At 74.7% G+C, this 16,221-nt stretch carries 14 protein-coding genes and 1 pseudogene; 6 read left to right on the top strand and 9 right to left on the bottom strand.

Annotated elements, in window-relative coordinates; genetic code table 11:
- Positions 1-12: 12 nt before the first annotated feature.
- From G7075_RS17535 to G7075_RS17525, 3 genes are read left to right on the top strand one after another with little or no spacing between them, the layout of a single operon-like run.
- A complete protein-coding gene (locus G7075_RS17535; RefSeq protein WP_166123750.1) occupies positions 13-780 on the top strand; it encodes a LamB/YcsF family protein in 768 nt (255 codons plus the stop codon).
- Positions 777-1,448, top strand: a complete 672-nt coding sequence (locus tag G7075_RS17530) for an allophanate hydrolase subunit 1 (RefSeq protein ID WP_240917727.1) — start codon at positions 777-779, stop codon at positions 1,446-1,448. Before G7075_RS17535 ends, G7075_RS17530 begins: the two co-directional genes overlap by 4 nt.
- Positions 1,445-2,338: a biotin-dependent carboxyltransferase family protein gene (locus G7075_RS17525; protein ID WP_166123748.1), complete on the top strand. Its 894-nt coding sequence runs from the start codon at positions 1,445-1,447 to the stop codon at positions 2,336-2,338. The genes G7075_RS17530 and G7075_RS17525 overlap by 4 nt, the downstream gene beginning before the upstream one ends.
- On the opposite strand, the gene G7075_RS17520 is transcribed toward G7075_RS17525, so the two are convergent.
- The 4 genes and pseudogenes from G7075_RS17520 to G7075_RS21685 form a co-directional block, all read right to left on the bottom strand.
- On the bottom strand, positions 2,298-2,945 hold the full coding sequence (locus G7075_RS17520) for a class I SAM-dependent methyltransferase (RefSeq protein WP_166123746.1): 648 nt from the start codon (positions 2,943-2,945) through the stop codon (positions 2,298-2,300). The two genes, G7075_RS17525 and G7075_RS17520, sit on opposite strands and share 41 nt — an antisense overlap.
- Before the next feature lie 30 nt (positions 2,946-2,975).
- Entirely contained in the window at positions 2,976-3,557 is a 582-nt protein-coding gene (locus G7075_RS17515) for a maleylpyruvate isomerase family mycothiol-dependent enzyme (RefSeq protein WP_166123744.1), read from the bottom strand.
- Between the two features lie 2 nt (positions 3,558-3,559).
- The gene (locus G7075_RS21690) at positions 3,560-3,907 is read right to left on the bottom strand and encodes a hypothetical protein (protein ID WP_240918073.1); all 348 of its coding nucleotides are present in this window, start codon (positions 3,905-3,907) and stop codon (positions 3,560-3,562) included.
- Between the two features lie 140 nt (positions 3,908-4,047).
- A pseudogene (locus G7075_RS21685) lies at positions 4,048-4,590 on the bottom strand (RNA polymerase subunit sigma-70); the annotation flags it as partial.
- Positions 4,591-4,706: 116 nt separating this feature from the next.
- On the opposite strand from G7075_RS21685, the gene G7075_RS17505 reads away from it, so the two are divergent.
- Positions 4,707-6,224: an MDR family MFS transporter gene (locus G7075_RS17505; protein ID WP_166123742.1), complete on the top strand. Its 1,518-nt coding sequence runs from the start codon at positions 4,707-4,709 to the stop codon at positions 6,222-6,224.
- A gap of 61 nt (positions 6,225-6,285) precedes the next feature.
- Here G7075_RS17505 and G7075_RS17500 read toward each other — a convergent pair whose 3' ends face one another.
- Positions 6,286-7,776, bottom strand: coding sequence for an MFS transporter (locus tag G7075_RS17500; protein ID WP_166123740.1), 1,491 nt, complete (start codon positions 7,774-7,776; stop codon positions 6,286-6,288).
- A 251-nt stretch (positions 7,777-8,027) separates the two neighbouring features.
- Here G7075_RS17500 and G7075_RS17495 point away from each other — a divergent pair, with 251 nt between their 5' ends.
- Positions 8,028-8,663, top strand: coding sequence for a TetR/AcrR family transcriptional regulator (locus G7075_RS17495; RefSeq protein WP_240917726.1), 636 nt, complete (start codon positions 8,028-8,030; stop codon positions 8,661-8,663).
- A gap of 3 nt (positions 8,664-8,666) precedes the next feature.
- Here G7075_RS17495 and G7075_RS17490 read toward each other — a convergent pair whose 3' ends face one another.
- The 4 genes from G7075_RS17490 to G7075_RS17475 all read right to left on the bottom strand — a co-directional run bounded on the left by G7075_RS17490 (position 8,667) and on the right by G7075_RS17475 (position 14,661).
- The gene (locus tag G7075_RS17490; protein WP_166123738.1) at positions 8,667-9,257 is read right to left on the bottom strand and encodes a dihydrofolate reductase family protein; all 591 of its coding nucleotides are present in this window, start codon (positions 9,255-9,257) and stop codon (positions 8,667-8,669) included.
- An 82-nt stretch (positions 9,258-9,339) separates the two neighbouring features.
- Positions 9,340-11,751: an FdhF/YdeP family oxidoreductase gene (locus tag G7075_RS17485; RefSeq protein WP_166123736.1), complete on the bottom strand. Its 2,412-nt coding sequence runs from the start codon at positions 11,749-11,751 to the stop codon at positions 9,340-9,342.
- A gap of 577 nt (positions 11,752-12,328) precedes the next feature.
- Positions 12,329-13,057, bottom strand: a complete 729-nt coding sequence (locus G7075_RS17480) for a response regulator (RefSeq protein WP_240917725.1) — start codon at positions 13,055-13,057, stop codon at positions 12,329-12,331.
- Positions 13,054-14,661: a sensor histidine kinase gene (locus G7075_RS17475; RefSeq protein WP_166123734.1), complete on the bottom strand. Its 1,608-nt coding sequence runs from the start codon at positions 14,659-14,661 to the stop codon at positions 13,054-13,056. Before G7075_RS17475 ends, G7075_RS17480 begins: the two co-directional genes overlap by 4 nt.
- 80 nt (positions 14,662-14,741) lie before the next feature.
- Between G7075_RS17475 and G7075_RS17470 the strand changes: the two genes are divergently transcribed.
- Complete coding sequence (locus G7075_RS17470; protein WP_166123732.1) at positions 14,742-16,127, top strand: cation:dicarboxylate symporter family transporter; 1,386 nt, start codon at positions 14,742-14,744, stop codon at positions 16,125-16,127.
- Positions 16,128-16,221: the final 94 nt, after the last annotated feature.

Here is a 16,221-nt window from a genome sequence, read left to right as displayed (position 1 = left end):
AGCGTCGGGGCCGTGGCCTCCGTCATCGACCTCAACGCCGACCTCGGCGAGTCGTTCGGCACGTGGGTGCTCGGTGACGACGAGGCGATGCTCCGAATCGTCACGAGCGCCAACGTCGCCTGCGGGTTCCACGCGGGCGACCCGACGACCCTGCGCCGCACCGTCGCCCGGGCCGCCGCGGCCGGCGTCGCCGTGGGCGCCCAGGTCGGCTACCGCGACCTCGCCGGCTTCGGGCGGCGACGGATGGACGTCGACCCCGACGACCTGACCGCCGACGTGCTCTACCAGCTCGGGGCGCTCGAGGCGATGTGCCGGGTCGCCGGCACCCGCGTGCGCTACCTCAAGCCGCACGGCGCCCTGTACAACACCGCGGTCACCGACGAGGGGCAGGCGCGGGCCGTCGTCGAGGCGGTCCTCGCCTACGACTCCTCCCTGCCGGTCCTCGGGCTGCCGGGCTCGGCGCTGCTGCGGCTGGCCGACGCCGAGGGTCTGCCCACCGTCGCCGAGGCCTTCGCCGACCGCGGCTACGACGCCCGCGGCCACCTGGTCCCCCGGACGCAGCCCGGCGCCCTCGTCACCGACCCCGACGCGGTCGCCGCCCGGGTCGTGCGGATGGTGCGCGAGGGTGTCGTGACGGCCGTCGACGGCGCCGAGGTCGCCGTGGCCGCCCGCTCGGTCTGCGTGCACGGCGACACCCCCGGGGCCGTGGCCCTCGCGACCGCCGTCCGGGACGCCCTGCGCGAGAACGGGATCGGCGTCCACGCCGTCACGCACCGGTGAGCGCCGGCCGGCCCGTCGAGGTGCTGCCGATGGGCGAGCGCGCGGTCCTCGTCGAGGTCGCCGACCTGTCGGCCGTGCTCGCCCTCGAGGCCGCGGTCCGCTCGCTGACGACGGCGGGCGACGGGGTGTGGGCGCGCGTCGAGGACGTCGTCCCGGCGGCCCGCACGCTGCTGCTGACCACCGACGGGGTCGACCCCGCCGACCTGCCGGTGCTCGGCCGGGCGGTGCGCGGGCTCGCGGCGACGCTCGACGGCTCGTCCGGGTCGCTCCCTCCCGGCGAGGTGGTCACCGTGCCCGTCCACTACGACGGCCCGGACCTCGACGAGGTCGCGCGGCTCACCGGCCTGTCGGTCGGCGAGGTCGTGGCGGCCCACACGGGCACCGACTGGCGGGTGGCCTTCGGCGGCTTCGCCCCGGGGTTCGCCTACCTCGTCGGCGGCGACCCCCGGCTGCGCGTGCCCCGCCGGGACGCCCCGCGGCCGTCGGTGCCCGCGGGGTCGGTCGGGCTGGCCGGCGAGTTCTCCGGCGTCTACCCCCGCGCCTCGCCCGGCGGCTGGCAGCTGCTCGGCCGCACCGACCTCGCCCTCTGGGACGCGCGCCGCGACCCGCCCGCGCTGCTGCGGCCCGGGGTCGTCGTGCACTTCGTCGACGAGGCGGCCACCGGATGAGCCCCGCCCTCGAGGTCGTGCGCACCGGGCCGCTCGCGCTGCTCGAGGACGACGGGCGCCCCGGGCTGGGGTCGGTCGGGGTGGGCCGTTCCGGGGCCGCCGACCGCGGCGCGCACCACCTGGCCTGCCGGCTCGTGGGCCACGGCGAGCGCCAGCACCGTCCGGCCGCCGTGGAGGTGCTGCTCGGCGGGCTCGTCGTCCGGGCCCGGGGCGCCCTCGTCGTCGCCCTCACCGGGGCGCCCGCGCCGGCCACGGTCGACGGCCGGCCGGTGCCGCACCGCGCCGTGCTGCACCTCGACGACGGCGCCGAGCTGGCCCTCGGCACACCGGAGTCCGGGCTGCGCACCTACCTCGCCGTGCGGGGCGGCATCGACGTCGAGCCGGTGCTCGGCTCCCGCTCCACCGACACCCTGTCGGGGGTCGGACCGCCTCCGCTCGCGGCCGGCGACGTGCTGCCCGTCGGGCCGGCCCCGCGGACCTTCCCCGTCGTCGACGCCGCCCCGGCCCCGGCGCACGGCCCCGTCGTGCTCGACCTGCTGCCGGGTCCGCGCACGTCCTGGGTCGGCGACCTCGAGGCACTGGCCGCGAGGTCCTGGGTCGTCGGGGCGCACAGCGACCGCGTGGGGGTGCGCCTGACGCCGACCGGGGACCCGGTGCGGCGCACCCCGGCCCACCGCGACGACGAGCTCCCGAGCGAGGGGATGGTGCGCGGCGCCGTGCAGCTGCCCCCGGGCGGTGAGCCCGTCGTGTTCCTCGCCGACCACCCCGTGACCGGCGGCTACCCCGTCGTGGCCGTGCTGACGGAGGCCTCGTGCGACCGGGCGGCCCAGCTGCGCCCCGGCGAGCCGCTCAGGCTCCGACCGCGTCCGGGCGCCGCAGGACGCCGGTGAAGGCCAGCGACGGCTTGGCCGGCGCGAAGCCCACGACGTCCTCGCGGGGCCAGTCGACCTCGTCCATCGCGGCGGCGTAGCGCTCGCGGTCGACGTCGTCGACGACGAGCAGGCCGCCGGGACGCACCTTGGGCGCGGCGGCGCGGACGCAGGCTGCGCGCGAGCGGCCGTCGACGACGACGACGTCGAAGTGGTCGTCCGGGTACTCGCCGATGCTCGCGACGTAGGACTCGTAGGCCTCGGGGTGCGGACCGTCGTCGGGGATCGCGTGGAGGACCCAGTGCTCGGAGCGGATCCGGTCGCGCAGCGCGGCGGCCCATCCCTCGTGGTGCTCGACGGTGACCACCTCGGCCCCGCGGTCGAGGAACCACAGGGTCGACCCGCCGCCGCCGTACTCGAAGACCCGGCTTCCGGGCCCCACCGCCTGCTCGAGCCGGTCGATGACGCGGAACGGCAGCCACGGGAGGCGCAGGTGCATCGTGCCGCGACCTCGGGTGCGCACGAGCCGGGGGAGCTCACGCCCGGACGCGGGGTGCCGGGCGATGTACACCGCCGACCGGGCCATGAACCTGACCTGCCGACCCACCATCGCCGGTGTGACCTTCACGTCTCCTCCTCGAGCTCGTCGGGCCACATCCTAGGGGCCGGGTGACCGCCCCAGGTGGGCGACGAGGAAGGCGGCCGGGTCGGTGCCCGACGGCGGCAGCGGCGGCCCGAAGCGGGGGTGGCGACCGACGACGGGGACCCGTCGCACGGCGACCGGGAGCAGCGCGGCCGCGAGCAGCGGCGGGAAGGCGGCCTCCAGCCCCCGGGCCCGGGCCACGTCCCACCCGTGCACGGCGATCTCCAGCGCCCCGACCTCGAGCGCCACGTCGGCGTCGAGCAGCGCTCCCCCGACCTCGGCCACCTCGGGACGGTCCGCCCGCAGCCAGCCGTCGAGCAGCGCGCAGCCCAGCAGCCGCAGGTGCTCGGCCAGGACCTCGGGGCGCCGCGACGCGGGCGGGGGCCCGACGAGCGCCATCCGGCCCAGGGAGAGCTCGGTGACCACCTCGAGGGAGTCGACCATGTGCACGAGCAGGTCGGCGAGCGACCACCCCCGGCACGGCGTGGCCCGGTGCGCCTCGGCGTCCCGCACCCCGACGAGGACCCCACGGGTCCACGCGAGGGAACGGTCCAGCAGCTCGAGGTCGACCCCGGGACGAGTGTCCGCGGGACCCACGGTCACCGCCCGGGTCGGGCGGGGACGTCCGCGGGGCCGAGCTCGGCGGGCAGCCCGGCGAGCGCGAAGTACTCGACGTCGAAGAAGACGACGGCGTGGCCGACGTGGGCGCCGTCGAGCTCGAGGACCTGCAGCTGGAAGGGCTTGTAGACGTCGCCGTCGGGGCCGTCCTCGCGCAGGTACAGCCCGAACGCCGGCTGCCCGTTGCACGTCGTCGCGACCATCGGCATGTCGTACGAGCCGCCGGGGCACTGGGTGTCGACGAGCTCGGCGATGGTCGCCGGGCCCTGGTACCAGCCGGCGAACGGCGGCATCTCCCAGACGGCGTCCTCGGTGAACAGCCGGGTGATGGCGTCGACGTCCTTGCGCCAGAACGCGTCGACGTAGCGGTCGAGCAGGGCGCGCTGCTCGTCGGTGAGGTCGGGGCGGGACGCGTCCTCGGGGTCGGGGCGACCTGCTCGATGGTGGCGCGAGCCCGCTGCAGCGCGCTGTTGACGGACGCGACCGACGCGCCCGTGGCCTCGGCGACCTCGGCGGCGCTCCAGCGCAGGACGTCGCGCAGGACGAGGACGGCCCGCTGGCGCGCGGGCAGGTGCTGGAGGGCCGCGACGAAGGCCAGCCGGAGGGTGTCGCGCTCGGCGACGACGTCGGCGGGGTCGGCGGTGCCGAGCAGCGCGGCGTCCGGCATCGGCCCGAGCCAGGGCACCTCGGTGCGCTCGTCGAGCGGGTCGGCACCTTCGGACGACGGGGCGCCGAGCCCGGACGGCAGCGGCCGGCGGTCCTTGCCCTCGAGCGCCGTGAGGCAGACGTTGTGCGCGATGCGGTGCAGCCAGGTGCGCAGCGACGAGCGGCCCTCGAACGAGCCGTAGGCCCGCCACGCCCGTAGGTAGACCTCCTGGACGAGGTCCTCGGCGTCGTTCGGCGAGCCGGTCATCCGGTAGCAGTGGGCGAGGAGCTCGCGCCGGTAGCGCGTCAGCGCCTCGTCGAGCTCGGGGTCGAGCGCGGTCTGCGCGCCCGCGTGCGTGGACGTCATCGCGAGGTCCTCCTCCCGGCACCCTCGTGGCGCCTCACCCGTACCGACCGGCGCCGCGCCCGAAAATCATCGCGCGGCGGCGATGAGTTCCACCGTACCGTCGGGTCGAACCCACCATGACGACCACCGACACCCCTCTCGCGCCCGCCGCCGAGGCCCCCACCACCGGGTCCCCCGCCGCCGCCGCCACTCCGCCCCCGTCCGCGCCGGAGCCCGCCGGCTCCTACCCCGTGCTGCGCTGGCTGGTGCTGGCGACCTTCACCGTCATCCTCAACGAGACGGTGATGGTCAACGCCATCCCGCGCCTCATGGTCGAGTTCGACGTGGGAGCCCGTGCGGCACAGTGGCTCTCGACCGCCTTCATGCTGACGATGGCCGTCGTCATCCCCGTCACCGGCTGGTTCCTCCAGCGGGTCACGACCCGGACCGCCTTCACCGTCGCGATGTCCGTGTTCGGTGCCGGCACCCTGCTCTGCGCGCTGGCGCCGACCTTCCCGGTGCTCGTCGGCGGGCGGGTCGTCCAGGCCACCGGCACGGCCGTGATGATGCCGCTGCTCATGACGACGCTCATGACGGTCGTCCACGAGCGGGACCGCGGCCGGGTCATGGGCAACGTCACGCTCGCCATCTCGGTCGCACCGGCGCTCGGCCCGGCCCTGTCCGGCGTCGTGCTCGCCGCGGCCGGCTGGCGCTGGCTGTTCGGCCTCGTCCTCCCGGTCGTGGTGCTCGTGACCCTGCTCGGCCTGCGCCGGCTCGAGGACGTCGGCGAGACCCGTCCCGGGGGCGTCGACTGGGCCAGCGTCGTGCTGTCGGCCCTCGGCTTCGGCGGCCTCGTCTACGGCCTGAGCCGGATCGGTGAGGAGCACCCCGGGGCCGTCCCGGCGCTCGGCTGGGTACTGGGCGGAGTGGGTGTCGTCGCGGCCTTCGTGCTGCGCCAGCACCGGCTGACCCGCACCTCGGGGCCGCTGCTCGACCTGCGCGCGCTGACCCACCGCACCTTCACCGTGTCGCTGGCGATGCAGTCGCTCGCCTTCCTCACGATGCTCGGCGCGATGATCCTCCTGCCGCTCTACCTCCAGAACCTGCGCGGCCTCTCGCCGCTGCAGACCGGCCTGCTCGTCGCCCCCGGCGGTCTGGCGATGGGCCTGCTCGGGCCGGTCGTCGGCCGGGTGTTCGACCGGGTGGGGGCCCGGCCGCTCGTCGTGCCCGGCGCGCTCGGCGTCCTCGCGTCGCTGGCGATCCTCAGCCGCATCGACGCGGTGACGCCCTACGGGCTCCTGCTCGGTGTCCAGGTGCTGCTCATGGTCAGCCTCGCGGCGCTGTTCACCCCGGCCTTCACCCTCGGCCTCGGCGCGCTGCCGCCGCACCTGTACCCGCACGGCAGCTCGCTGCTCGGAACGGTGCAGCAGGTCGCGGCGGCGGTCGGCACGGCGCTCACCGTCACCGTCCTGTCCTGGCGCTCGGCGCAGCTCGCGGCCGGTGGGGCCGGCGAGGCCGCGGCCTACGTCGGTGGCGTCCGGGCGGCCTTCACCGTCGCCGCCGTGCTGGCCGTCGGGGTCGTCGTGCTCGCCGCGATGCTGCCGAACCGCCTGCCGGTCACCGACGGTTCGGGCCCCGCACCCGCCGCGCACTGAGCGCGGCGCCCGGCCGCCGGACCCGGTGGCGGCCGTCGCCGGCCGCGCCTCCGTCCGTCCGTCACGACGCGACGGCCGCCGGGGCCTCGGCCATCTCGGCCGCGTGCTCGTCGACACTGCGGGAGTCGGTGAGCGAGAGGGCGCCCCATCCGGCGACGAGACCGACGACCACCGCCAGTGCCAGGTACGTGACCCGCTCGCCGTGGAAGAACGAGGCGACGAGCCCGGCGTCCCACGTGCCCGCCGGCAGCACCGTCGTCACGAGCACCGCGACGAGGGTGCCCACGACGGCCGTGCCGATGCTGGAGCCGACCTCCTGCGCGGTGTCGTTGAGGGCGGTGCCGATCGACGTCCGGTTCGCCGGCATCGCCTCGACGAGCGCGACGGCGCAGATGGTCATCACCGTGCGCAGGCCGAGGGTCATGACGACCATCGCGGCGGCGATCGCCGGGTACCCGTGCTCGACGCCCCACGCCATCCCCACGAGGGCGCCGGTGAGCAGGGCGGCACCGACGAGGCACGCGACCCGGTGGCCGACGTGCCGGACGAGCCACTCCGTCACCGGCGTCGCGAGGACCATCGTCGCGATCATCGGCAGGTTCGCGAGGCCGGCGCGCACCGGGCTCCAGCCGTACGCGTACTGGAAGTGCAGGATGAGGCCGAACATCACGCCGGCCATCGCGATCGAGGTGCCGACCTGGGCCAGCGCCGCACCCCGGACGGTGCCCCGGGAGAACAGGGTGAGGTCGAGCATCGGTGTGGCGGTGCGCCGCTCGTGCCGCACGAAGGCCACGAGCGTGGTCACGGCCCCGAGCACGGCGGCGACGGTGGTCGCCGACAGCCAGCCGTGGTCGACGCCGCTGGTCAGCGCGTAGCAGCCGAGGCCGATGGCCGCCGTGCTGAGGACGGTGCCGGGCAGGTCGAGCCGGTCGTCGGTGAGGTCCTCGGGCCGGTCGGCCGGGACGCCCAGCCGCACACCGACCCACGCGAGCAGCGCGATCGGCGCGTTGACGAGGAGCAGCCACTCCCACCGGACGTGCGCGAGGGCGGTGCCGCCGAGCAGCGGGCCGAGGACGAAGCCGGACATGCCGACGACGATCATCACGGTCATCGCGCGCATCCGCAGGGCCTGGTCGTCGAAGAGCCGGAAGACGAGCGAGTTGGTGATCGGGGCCATCGCGGCGGCGGCGACCCCGAGGGCCGCCCGGAGCACGATGAGCTCGCCGGAGGTCGTGACGGCCGCGACGGCGAGGCTGACGACGCCGAAGACGGCCAGCCCGACGAGCAGGACGCGGCGCCGGCCGAGCCGGTCGGCCATCGAGCCGGCGGTCAGCAGCAGGCCGCCGAAGGTCAGCGAGTAGGCGCCGGTGACCCACTGGAGGGCGGTCGTGCCGCTGCCGAGGTCACGCCCGATGGTGGGCATCGCGATCATCAGCAGGGTGTTGTCGACCATCTCGACGAAGAACGCGAGGCAGAGGGCGGCCAGGGGGACCCAGGCGGCGCGCAGGGAGGGGTAGGTACGGGGCGCGGACACGGCGGTGGTGGCGGTCATGGCGCCTCCTCTCGAAGTCGAACGGCGTTCGGTTCTCGAACACAGTTCGATACGATAGAACGATGTTCGGTCCGGTGCAAGCCCCGGTCCCCGGCGTGTGGTCTGATGGGGTCGTGCCCCCTCAGCGACGCGACCCCCGAGACGCCCGCGGCCCTGCCGTCCGGCGTGGTCGAGGTGGCCAGGCGGGTCGCGAGGCGGGACGGGCGCGCGCGCCGCGCGGAGGCCGGCGCGCGTCGCACTCGCTGGAGTCGGTGCTCACCGAGACCGTCGCCCTGCTCGACGAGCACGGCGAGGCGGGGCTGAACTTCCGGGCCCTCGCCGGCCGCCTCGGCGGCGGCGTCGGCAGCATCTACTGGTACGTGTCGAGCAAGGACGAGCTGCTCGACCGGGCCTCCGACCACGTCCTGGCCGACGTGCTCGCCGACGTCCGCGACGTGGGCGGCGGCGACCCCGTCGACGACCTGCGCACCATCGCCGTCCGCCTGTTCGACGCGATCGTCGACCGGCCGTGGCTCGGCGCCTACTTCATGCGCAACACCCTCGTGCAGCCCAACGCGCTGCGGCTGTTCGAGAAGCTCGGCCAGCAGTCACTGCGGCTCGACCTCACGGCGCGCCAGCGCTTCCACGCGGTCTCGGCCGTCGTGGGCTTCGTCGTCGGCACGGCCGCCGACCTCGGGCAGGACCCACCGGAGGCGGTGCTCTCCGGCGAGGTCGGGCGCGACGAGTACCTCTCTGCCGCCGTCGACCAGTGGCGCGCCCTCGACACCGCCGAGTTCCCGTACCTCCACGAGATCGCCGACGAGTTCGAGGGGCACGACGACACCGACCAGTTCCGCGCCGGCCTCGACCTGCTGCTCGCCGGGCTGCGCCTCCAGGCCGGCGGCTGAGGCTCAGCGCCGCACGGCGTAGCGGAGGTGGGTGACCCCGACGCCCTGCACGACCTCCGGGTCGCCGAGCACGGCCGGGGCCTCGACGACGTGGTCGAACATCGGCACGCCGGAGCCCAGGAGCACCGCCGCGACGTCGAGGGCGAGCTCGTCGAGGAGCCCGGCGCGCAGGCACTGCCGGATGGTGTCCGCACCGTGCAGGGCGACGCTCCCGCCCCCCGCTGCCTCGAGCGCCCGACCGACGGCGGCCTCGATGCCGTCGTGGACGAAGTGCACGGACGAGCCCGGGCGGGGCCAGCCGTCGGGGACGGTGTGGCTGAGGACGAACGCCGGCCCCCACGCGTGCCGACCGCCCCACCCGTCGGCCGCGTCGAACGTGCGCCGGCCGGTGATGACCGCGCCGAGGCCCGCCGTGAGGTCGCGGAAGTGCTCGGCGCTGGCGGCGGACATCCGGAAGGCCATGGCGTCGGCACCGCCGGCCTGCACCTCGACGTCCCCCGCGGCGTACCAGTCGAACACCTCGGCGACACCGCCGTCGACGTCGGCGACGAAGCCGTCGAGCGACATGGACATGATGCCGATGGTCCTGCTCATGGTGGGCTCCTCTCCTCGGTCACGGTGCGTCCCACCCCGTCCGACCGGCCCGGTCCCGCGAACTCATCGGCGCCGCTGCGACTCAGCTGAGGTGGTGCGGCTCGACGTCGCTGCGGTGCGACCCGTCGCTGCCGGCCTTCACCCGCGTGCCGGAGTCGTGGCGGGCACAGGACCCCGCCGGCGCGAAGCGCACCACGACCGACTTCGACGCCGGGCAGTTGCTCCCCTCGGCCACGTGGTCGAGCGGGACGAGCACGTTGCACTCCGGGTAGTAGGCCGCCGCGCAGCCCCGCGCGGTCGGGTACGAGACCACCCGGTAGCCGTGCGCGACCCGCTCCGAGCCGTCGGTCCACACCGACACGACGTCGTAGAGGTCGCCGTCCGTGAGCCCGAGGGCCGTGATGTCGTCCGGGTGCACCATGACCACCTGACGGCCGCCGGCGAGCCCGCGGTAGCGGTCGTCGTGGCCGTAGATCGTCGTGTTGAACTGGTCGTGGCTGCGCAGGGTCTGCAGCAGCAGGTGCCCCTCCGGCACCTCGAGCACCTCGATCGGGTTCACCGCGATCTCGGCCCGGCCCGACGGGGTCTCGAAGGTCCGGGTGTCGCGCGGCGGGTGCGGGAGGACGAAGCCGCCCGGCCGTTGCACCTTGGCGTCGTAGGCGTCGCAACCGGGGACGACGTTGCCGATGTGCCCGCGGATGGCGGTGTAGTCCTCGGCCATCCTCGCCCAGTCGATGCGCGAGCCCTCCGGCCCGGACCCGAGGGTGGCCTCGGCGATCCGGCAGACGATCCACGGCTCGCCGTGCAGGTGCGCGCTCGCGGGCTCGTTGCGCCCGACCGAGAGGTGCACCGAGCTCATCGAGTCCTCGACCGTCAGGCCCTGCCAGCCCTCGGTCGTGATGTCCCGCTCGGTGCGCCCGAGGCACGGGAGGATGAGCATCCGCCGCCCGGGCAGGACGTGCGTGCGGTTGAGCTTGGTCGACACCTGCACGTTGAGGTCGACCGAGCGCAGCACCTCGTGGGTCACCTCGGAGTCAGGGGTGGCGGCCGCGAAGTTGCCGCCGAGGCCGACCATCACCGTGACCTTGCCCTCCTGGAGGGCGCGCACGGTGTTGACCACGTCGTGGCCGCGCTCGGTGGGCGGGTCGAAGCCGAACTCCTGACGCAGCGAGTGGGCGAAGTGGGCCGGCAGCTTCTCCCAGATGCCCATCGTCCGGTCGCCCTGGACGTTCGAGTGGCCGCGCACCGGGCAGAGACCGGCGCCGGGCTTGCCGATGTTCCCCTGCAGGAGAGCGAGGTTGGTGAGCTCCTTGATGGTCGCCACGGCGTGCTTGTGCTGCGTGATGCCCATCGCCCAGCAGAAGACCGTGCGCGACGAGGCCGCGAGCAGGTCGGCGACCCGCTCGATCTGCTCGCGGGGCAGGCCGGTGGCGCGGTCGACGACCTCCCAGTCGAGGTCGCGGACGTGCTGCTTCCACGACTCGAACCCGGTGGTGTGCCGGTCGATGAACTCCTGGTCGACGGCACCGCGCTCGAGCAGCAGGGCGCCGAGGGCCTGGAACAGCGCGAGGTCGCCGCCGAGCCGGATGGGGAGGTACTCGCCGGCGAGGTCGGTGCCGACGCCCGTGAGGCCGCGGACCTTCTGGGGGTTGTCGAACTTCATGAGGCCGGTCTCGGGCAGCGGGTTGACGGCGACGACCGTGCCGCCGTTCTTGACGCAGGCCTCGAGCGCGCTGAGCATCCGCGGGTGGTTCGTGCCGGGGTTCTGTCCCGCGATGACGACCAGCTCGGCCTCGTGGACGTCCTGGAGGCTGACCGACCCCTTACCGATGCCGATCGACTCGGCGAGCGCGACCGACGTCGACTCGTGGCACATGTTCGAGCAGTCGGGCAGGTTGTTGGTGCCGAAGGCCCGGGCGAACAGCTGGAAGGTGAACGCGGCCTCGTTGGAGGCCCGCCCGCTCGTGTAGAACACCGCCTCGTCGGGCGAGTCGAGCCCGCGCAGCGTCTCGGCGACGACGCCGATGGCCTCCTCCCACGACACCGGCTCGTAGTGGGTCCCGCCCTCGCGCAGCAGCATCGGCTCGGTGATGCGGCCCTGCTGCCCGAGCTGGTAGTCGCTCCACGTCGCGAGCTCGGCGACGGGGTGGCGGGCGAAGAAGGCCCGGTCGGCGCGGCGCCTCGTCGCCTCCTCGGCGACCGCCTTGGCGCCGTTCTCGCAGAACTCGGCGAAGGAGCGGTGCTCCGGGTCGGGGTCCGGCCAGGCGCAGCCCATGCAGTCGAAGCCGTGCACCTGGTTGAGCCGGCGCAGGGTGTTCAGGGTGCGGGCCGGGCCCATCTGGCCGGCGCTGCGGTTCATCGAGACGGCGACCGCCTCGAGGCCGGCGGCGGCCGAACGGCGGTGGTGGACGTCGACGTCGGTGGGCTCGACGTCGGAGGCCGGCGCCCCGCGCCAGGGCTCGAGCATCCGGGTGAGGCGGGAGGAGTCGGGCATTGCCTCACCCTGTCACCCGGGGGCGCCGGTCCGGCCCGCGGGGTGCAGGCGGATTCGCGCGTCGTCGCAGGTCGCGGACGCGGTCGGGCGGATCGCGGGGGTGCCGTTCCCGCAGGGCGTGCCCTCCCGGCGTGGCGCCGGGTCCGGGCCGGGGCGGGGCTGCGCGACGCCACCCGGGCGGGACGGAGGACGGGTGCGGACCGCTGCACGGGTGGGGGACAGGGCGCGGTGCGGGTCCTCCTCAGTGCTGCGCCCCACCTCAGCACTGCCCGGGCGACCGCACTGCTGCGCCCCACGTCAGCAGCGACGAACCGACCGCGACCAGCGACCGCAGTGCTGCGCCCCACCTCAGCACTGACGCGACCTCACCCCGACTCCGGACCGGCGCGGGCGTGCGAGACAAGGCCTGGTGCGCTTCCTCCTCAGTGCTGCGCCCCACCTCAGCACTGCCCAGCGACCCGCACTGCTGCGCCCCACCTCAGCACTGCCCGGCAAACCGCAGTGCTGCGGGCCACGTCAGCACTGAGGAGGACACGACACGCACCCCCCAGAACCCCGCCCGTCCCCCGTTCCGACCTCACCAGGCCCGCGCCCGACACCCCTCAGCCGGCGACCCACGCGTAGGTGACCTCCGGCCGCCCGCCCCCGAGTAGCGGTTGCCGCGCGCCGCCCGACCGGCCTCGACGAGGTGCTCGGCGTAGCGGCGCGCCGTGACCCGGCTGACCCCGAGCACCGCCCCCACCTCCGCGGCCGACACCGGGTCGGCCGCCTCCCGCACCGTCTCCGAGACCCGCGCCAGCAGCTCCTCGGTCATCCCCTTGGGGACCGTCGACACATTGGGCGGGCGCAGCCGCGAGAAGACGGTGTCGACCTGCGCCTGGGTGTCCACCTCCCCACCACCGACCTGCGCGCGGTACTCGCGGTAGGCGAGCAGCCGGTCGCGCAGCGTGCCGAACACGAACGGCTTGAGGACGTACTGCACGACTCCCAGCGACACCGCCGCGCGCACCATCTCGAGGTCGCGCACCGACGTCACGGCCACGACGTCGGCCCGGTGACCGCCGGCGCGCATCGCCCGGACGACGTCGAGCCCCGGCACGTCCGGAAGCCCCATGTCGAGCAGCACGAGGTCGACCCGCTCGGACCCGAGATGCTGCAGCGCGTCGCGCGCGGTGTGCACGACCCCGGACACGCGGAAGCCCTCCACCCGGCCGACGTACGTGGCGTGGGCCTCGGCCGCCACCGGCTCGTCCTCGACGACGAGCACCCGGATGTCCGGTCCCCCGTCGGCGCCCGACGCGCTCACGACCGGCCCCCGAGCGGCAAGGTCACGGTGACGGTCGCTCCCGGTGGGTCGTCGATGGCCAGGCTGCCGCCGAGCCGCTCGACGGTGTGGTGCACGAGGGCGAGCCCGATTCCCCGGCCCGCCTGCCCTCCACCGGACTTCGTGGAGAAGCCGCGCTCGAGCACCCGGGTCCGCAGCTCCGGCGGGATGCCCGGGCCGGTGTCGGCGACGACCAGCTCGACCCGGTCGCCGAGGTCGCGCGAGGTCAGCTCGACGCGTCGCTCCCCCTCGACTCCCGTCACCGCATCGACCGCGTTGTCGACGAGGTTGCCGACGACCGTGACGACGTCGCGCGCGGTGCCGACGTCGGCCGGCCAGCGCAGGTCGGGGTCGATGACCAGCTCGACGCCGCGCTCGTGCGCCTCGGCGGCCTTGCCGAGCAGCAGCGCCGCGACGGTCGGGTCCTCGACCCCGGTGACGACGACGTCGGTGAGGTGCTGGGCGCGCGACAGCTCCTCGGTGGCGAACTCGACGGCCCGCTCAGGGTGCCCGAGCTCGATGAGCGAGACCATCGTGTGCAGCCGGTTGCCGGACTCGTGGGCCTGCGAGCGCAGCGCCTCGGCCAGCCCGCGCGCGGCGCCCAGCTCGCCGGTCAGCTCCTCGAGGTCGGTGCGGTCGCGGACGGTGACGACGGCGCCGAGGTCCTCGCCGTCGCGCTGCGCCCGGGCCTTGTTGAGCACGAGCACGCGGCTTCCGGTGACGTGCAGGTCGTCCTCGCGGACGTCGGGGTCGGTCATCGCGGCGACGAGCGGGGCGGCCAGACCGAGGTCGGCGACGTCGCGGCCCGTGGGGTCCGCGCCGAGGCCGAGCAGCCGTCGGGCCTCGTCGTTGGCCAGCCGGACCCGCCCCTCGGGGTCGACGAGGACGAGCCCCTCGGTCACCGAGTGCAGCACCGCGTCGTGGTGGTCGTGCATCGCCTGGAGCTCGGCGGCCCGCAGCCCGCGGGTCTGGCGGCGCACCCGTCGGGCGATGAGGGAGGTCCCGACCGCCGCCAGCAGCCCGGCGACCGCGCCGGCCACGAGCAGGGGCGGGAGCTCGTCGGCGAGCCGGGCGTTGACCGCCTCCTTGCCGATGCCGACCGCGACGAGCCCGACGACCCGTCCGCCGTCGAGCACGGGCACGACCGCGCGCCGGCTCTCCCCGAGCGTCCCGGTGTAGTCCTCGACGACCGTCCCACCGGCCTGCGCGGCCTCGATGTGTCCGACGAACCGCCGGCCGACCTGGTCGGGGTTCGGGTGGCTGTAGCGGATGCCGTCGCGGCTCATGACGACGACGAAGTCGGTGCGGGTGTTGGCACGCACTCCCTCGGCGAGCGGCTGCAGCACACCCCCGGTGTCGCCGTCCGCCACCGCCGCGACGACGTCGGGCTCGGCGGCGACGGACTGGGCGACCGCCAGCACGCGCGCGGTGGACTCGTCGGTGACCGCCCGCCGGGCCTGGACGTACGCGGCGGCGAGGCCGGCGGCGATGACGCCGAACACGAGCGCGACGACGAGGGCGGCGGTCTGCGCAGCGACGCTGCGGCCCCGCCCGAGCGCGTCGTCGCGCGTGAACACTGCGTACACAACGGTGACGATAACCGCGCGGGCGGCCAGCCTGTCCGGTGGACGCGACCGCCCCTGCGTCCCCGACGAAGGAGTCGCCCATGACCGCAGCCGCGCCCAGCGAGCCCCGGGAGGGTGGGAGCGAGAGCGCCCCCCGCCGTGACCGCACGCACTTCCTCTACATCGCGGTCATCGTCGCGATGCTCCTCGGCATCGCCGTGGGCTTCCTCTTCCCCGAGTTCGGCAAGGAGCTCAAGCCGCTCGGCACCTTCTTCGTCAACCTCATCAAGATGATGATCAGCCCGGTCATCTTCGTGACGATCGTGCTCGGCATCGGCTCGGTGCGGAAGGCGGCGCAGGTCGGCAAGGTCGGCGGCCTGGCCCTCGGCTACTTCCTCGCGATGTCGACGGTCGCGCTGGCGATCGGGCTGGTCGTCGGCAACATCGTCCAGCCGGGTGCCGGGCTCAACCTCACCGACGAGCTCGCCAAGAGCGGCCAGTCGCAGGTCTCGGCCGAGGCCGAGTCGACGACCGAGTTCCTCCTCGGGCTCGTGCCGGACACCCTCGTCTCGTCGCTGACGTCCGGGTCGGTGCTCCAGACCCTGCTCGTCGCCGTCCTCGTCGGCTTCGCCCTCCAGAAGATGGGGACCGCCGGTGAGCCCGTCCTGCGCGGCATCAAGCACCTCGAGAAGCTCGTCTTCCGGCTCATGGCGATGATCATGTGGGTCGCGCCGGTCGGGGCCTTCGGCGCCATGGCCGCGGTCGTCGGCGCCACCGGGCTGGACGCGCTCAAGAGCCTCGGGCTGATCATGGTCGCCTTCTACGCCACCTGCCTGATCTTCGTCTTCGTCGTCCTCGGGTCGATCCTGCGGATGGTCGCCGGCGTCAACGTCTGGCTGCTGCTGAAGTACCTCGCCCGCGAGTTCCTCCTCATCCTCTCGACGTCGTCCTCGGAGTCGGCACTGCCGCGGCTCATCGCGAAGATGGAGCACCTCGGGGTCTCCCGCCCGGTCGTCGGCATCACCGTGCCGACCGGCTACTCGTTCAACCTCGACGGCACGGCGATCTACCTGACGATGGCCTCGCTGTTCATCGCCGAGGCGCTCGACAAGCCGTTCAGCATCGGCCAGCAGATCGGCCTGCTCGTCTTCATGATCATCGCGAGCAAGGGTGCCGCGGGTGTCACCGGCGCCGGCCTGGCCACCCTGGCCGGCGGCCTCCAGAGCCACCGCCCCGACCTCGTCGACGGCGTCGGCTTCATCGTCGGCATCGACCGGCTGATGAGCGAGGCGCGGGCGCTGACCAACTTCGCGGGCAACTCGATCGCCACCGTCATCATCGGCACCTGGGTCGGTGCGGTCGACCGCGAGCAGCTGGACGAGGTCCTCGCCGGGAGGCGCCCGTTCGACGAGGCGAGGATGATCGACGACGAACCCGCCGAGGCGCCGCCCACGGCGGGCGAGGAGCTGGCGACCTCAGGCCGCTGAAGGAACCCGGCCCGGTCACCGGGCGGACGACGTCCACGGAGGGGGTCGCCCGCCCGGTGACCGGAGCCGTGGGGCGGGCGAGCCGTTCCTGAGA

Source organism: Phycicoccus sp. HDW14, from assembly GCF_011383005.1.
Lineage (GTDB): Bacteria > Actinomycetota > Actinomycetes > Actinomycetales > Dermatophilaceae > Phycicoccus.
This window is presented reverse-complemented; position numbering and strand designations above follow the sequence as displayed.

Bases quoted from the DNA above. Each gene is read 5' to 3' on its own strand.
- G7075_RS17525 (WP_166123748.1), top strand. From the start codon at position 1,445: ATGAGCCCCGCCCTCGAGGTCGTGCGCACCGGGCCGCTCGCGCTGCTC.
- G7075_RS17505 (WP_166123742.1), top strand. From the start codon at position 4,707: ATGACGACCACCGACACCCCTCTCGCGCCCGCCGCCGAGGCCCCCACC.
- G7075_RS17500 (WP_166123740.1), bottom strand. From the start codon at position 7,776: ATGACCGCCACCACCGCCGTGTCCGCGCCCCGTACCTACCCCTCCCTG.
- G7075_RS17490 (WP_166123738.1), bottom strand. From the start codon at position 9,257: ATGAGCAGGACCATCGGCATCATGTCCATGTCGCTCGACGGCTTCGTC.
- G7075_RS17485 (WP_166123736.1), bottom strand. From the start codon at position 11,751: ATGCCCGACTCCTCCCGCCTCACCCGGATGCTCGAGCCCTGGCGCGGG.
- G7075_RS17470 (WP_166123732.1), top strand. From the start codon at position 14,742: ATGACCGCAGCCGCGCCCAGCGAGCCCCGGGAGGGTGGGAGCGAGAGC.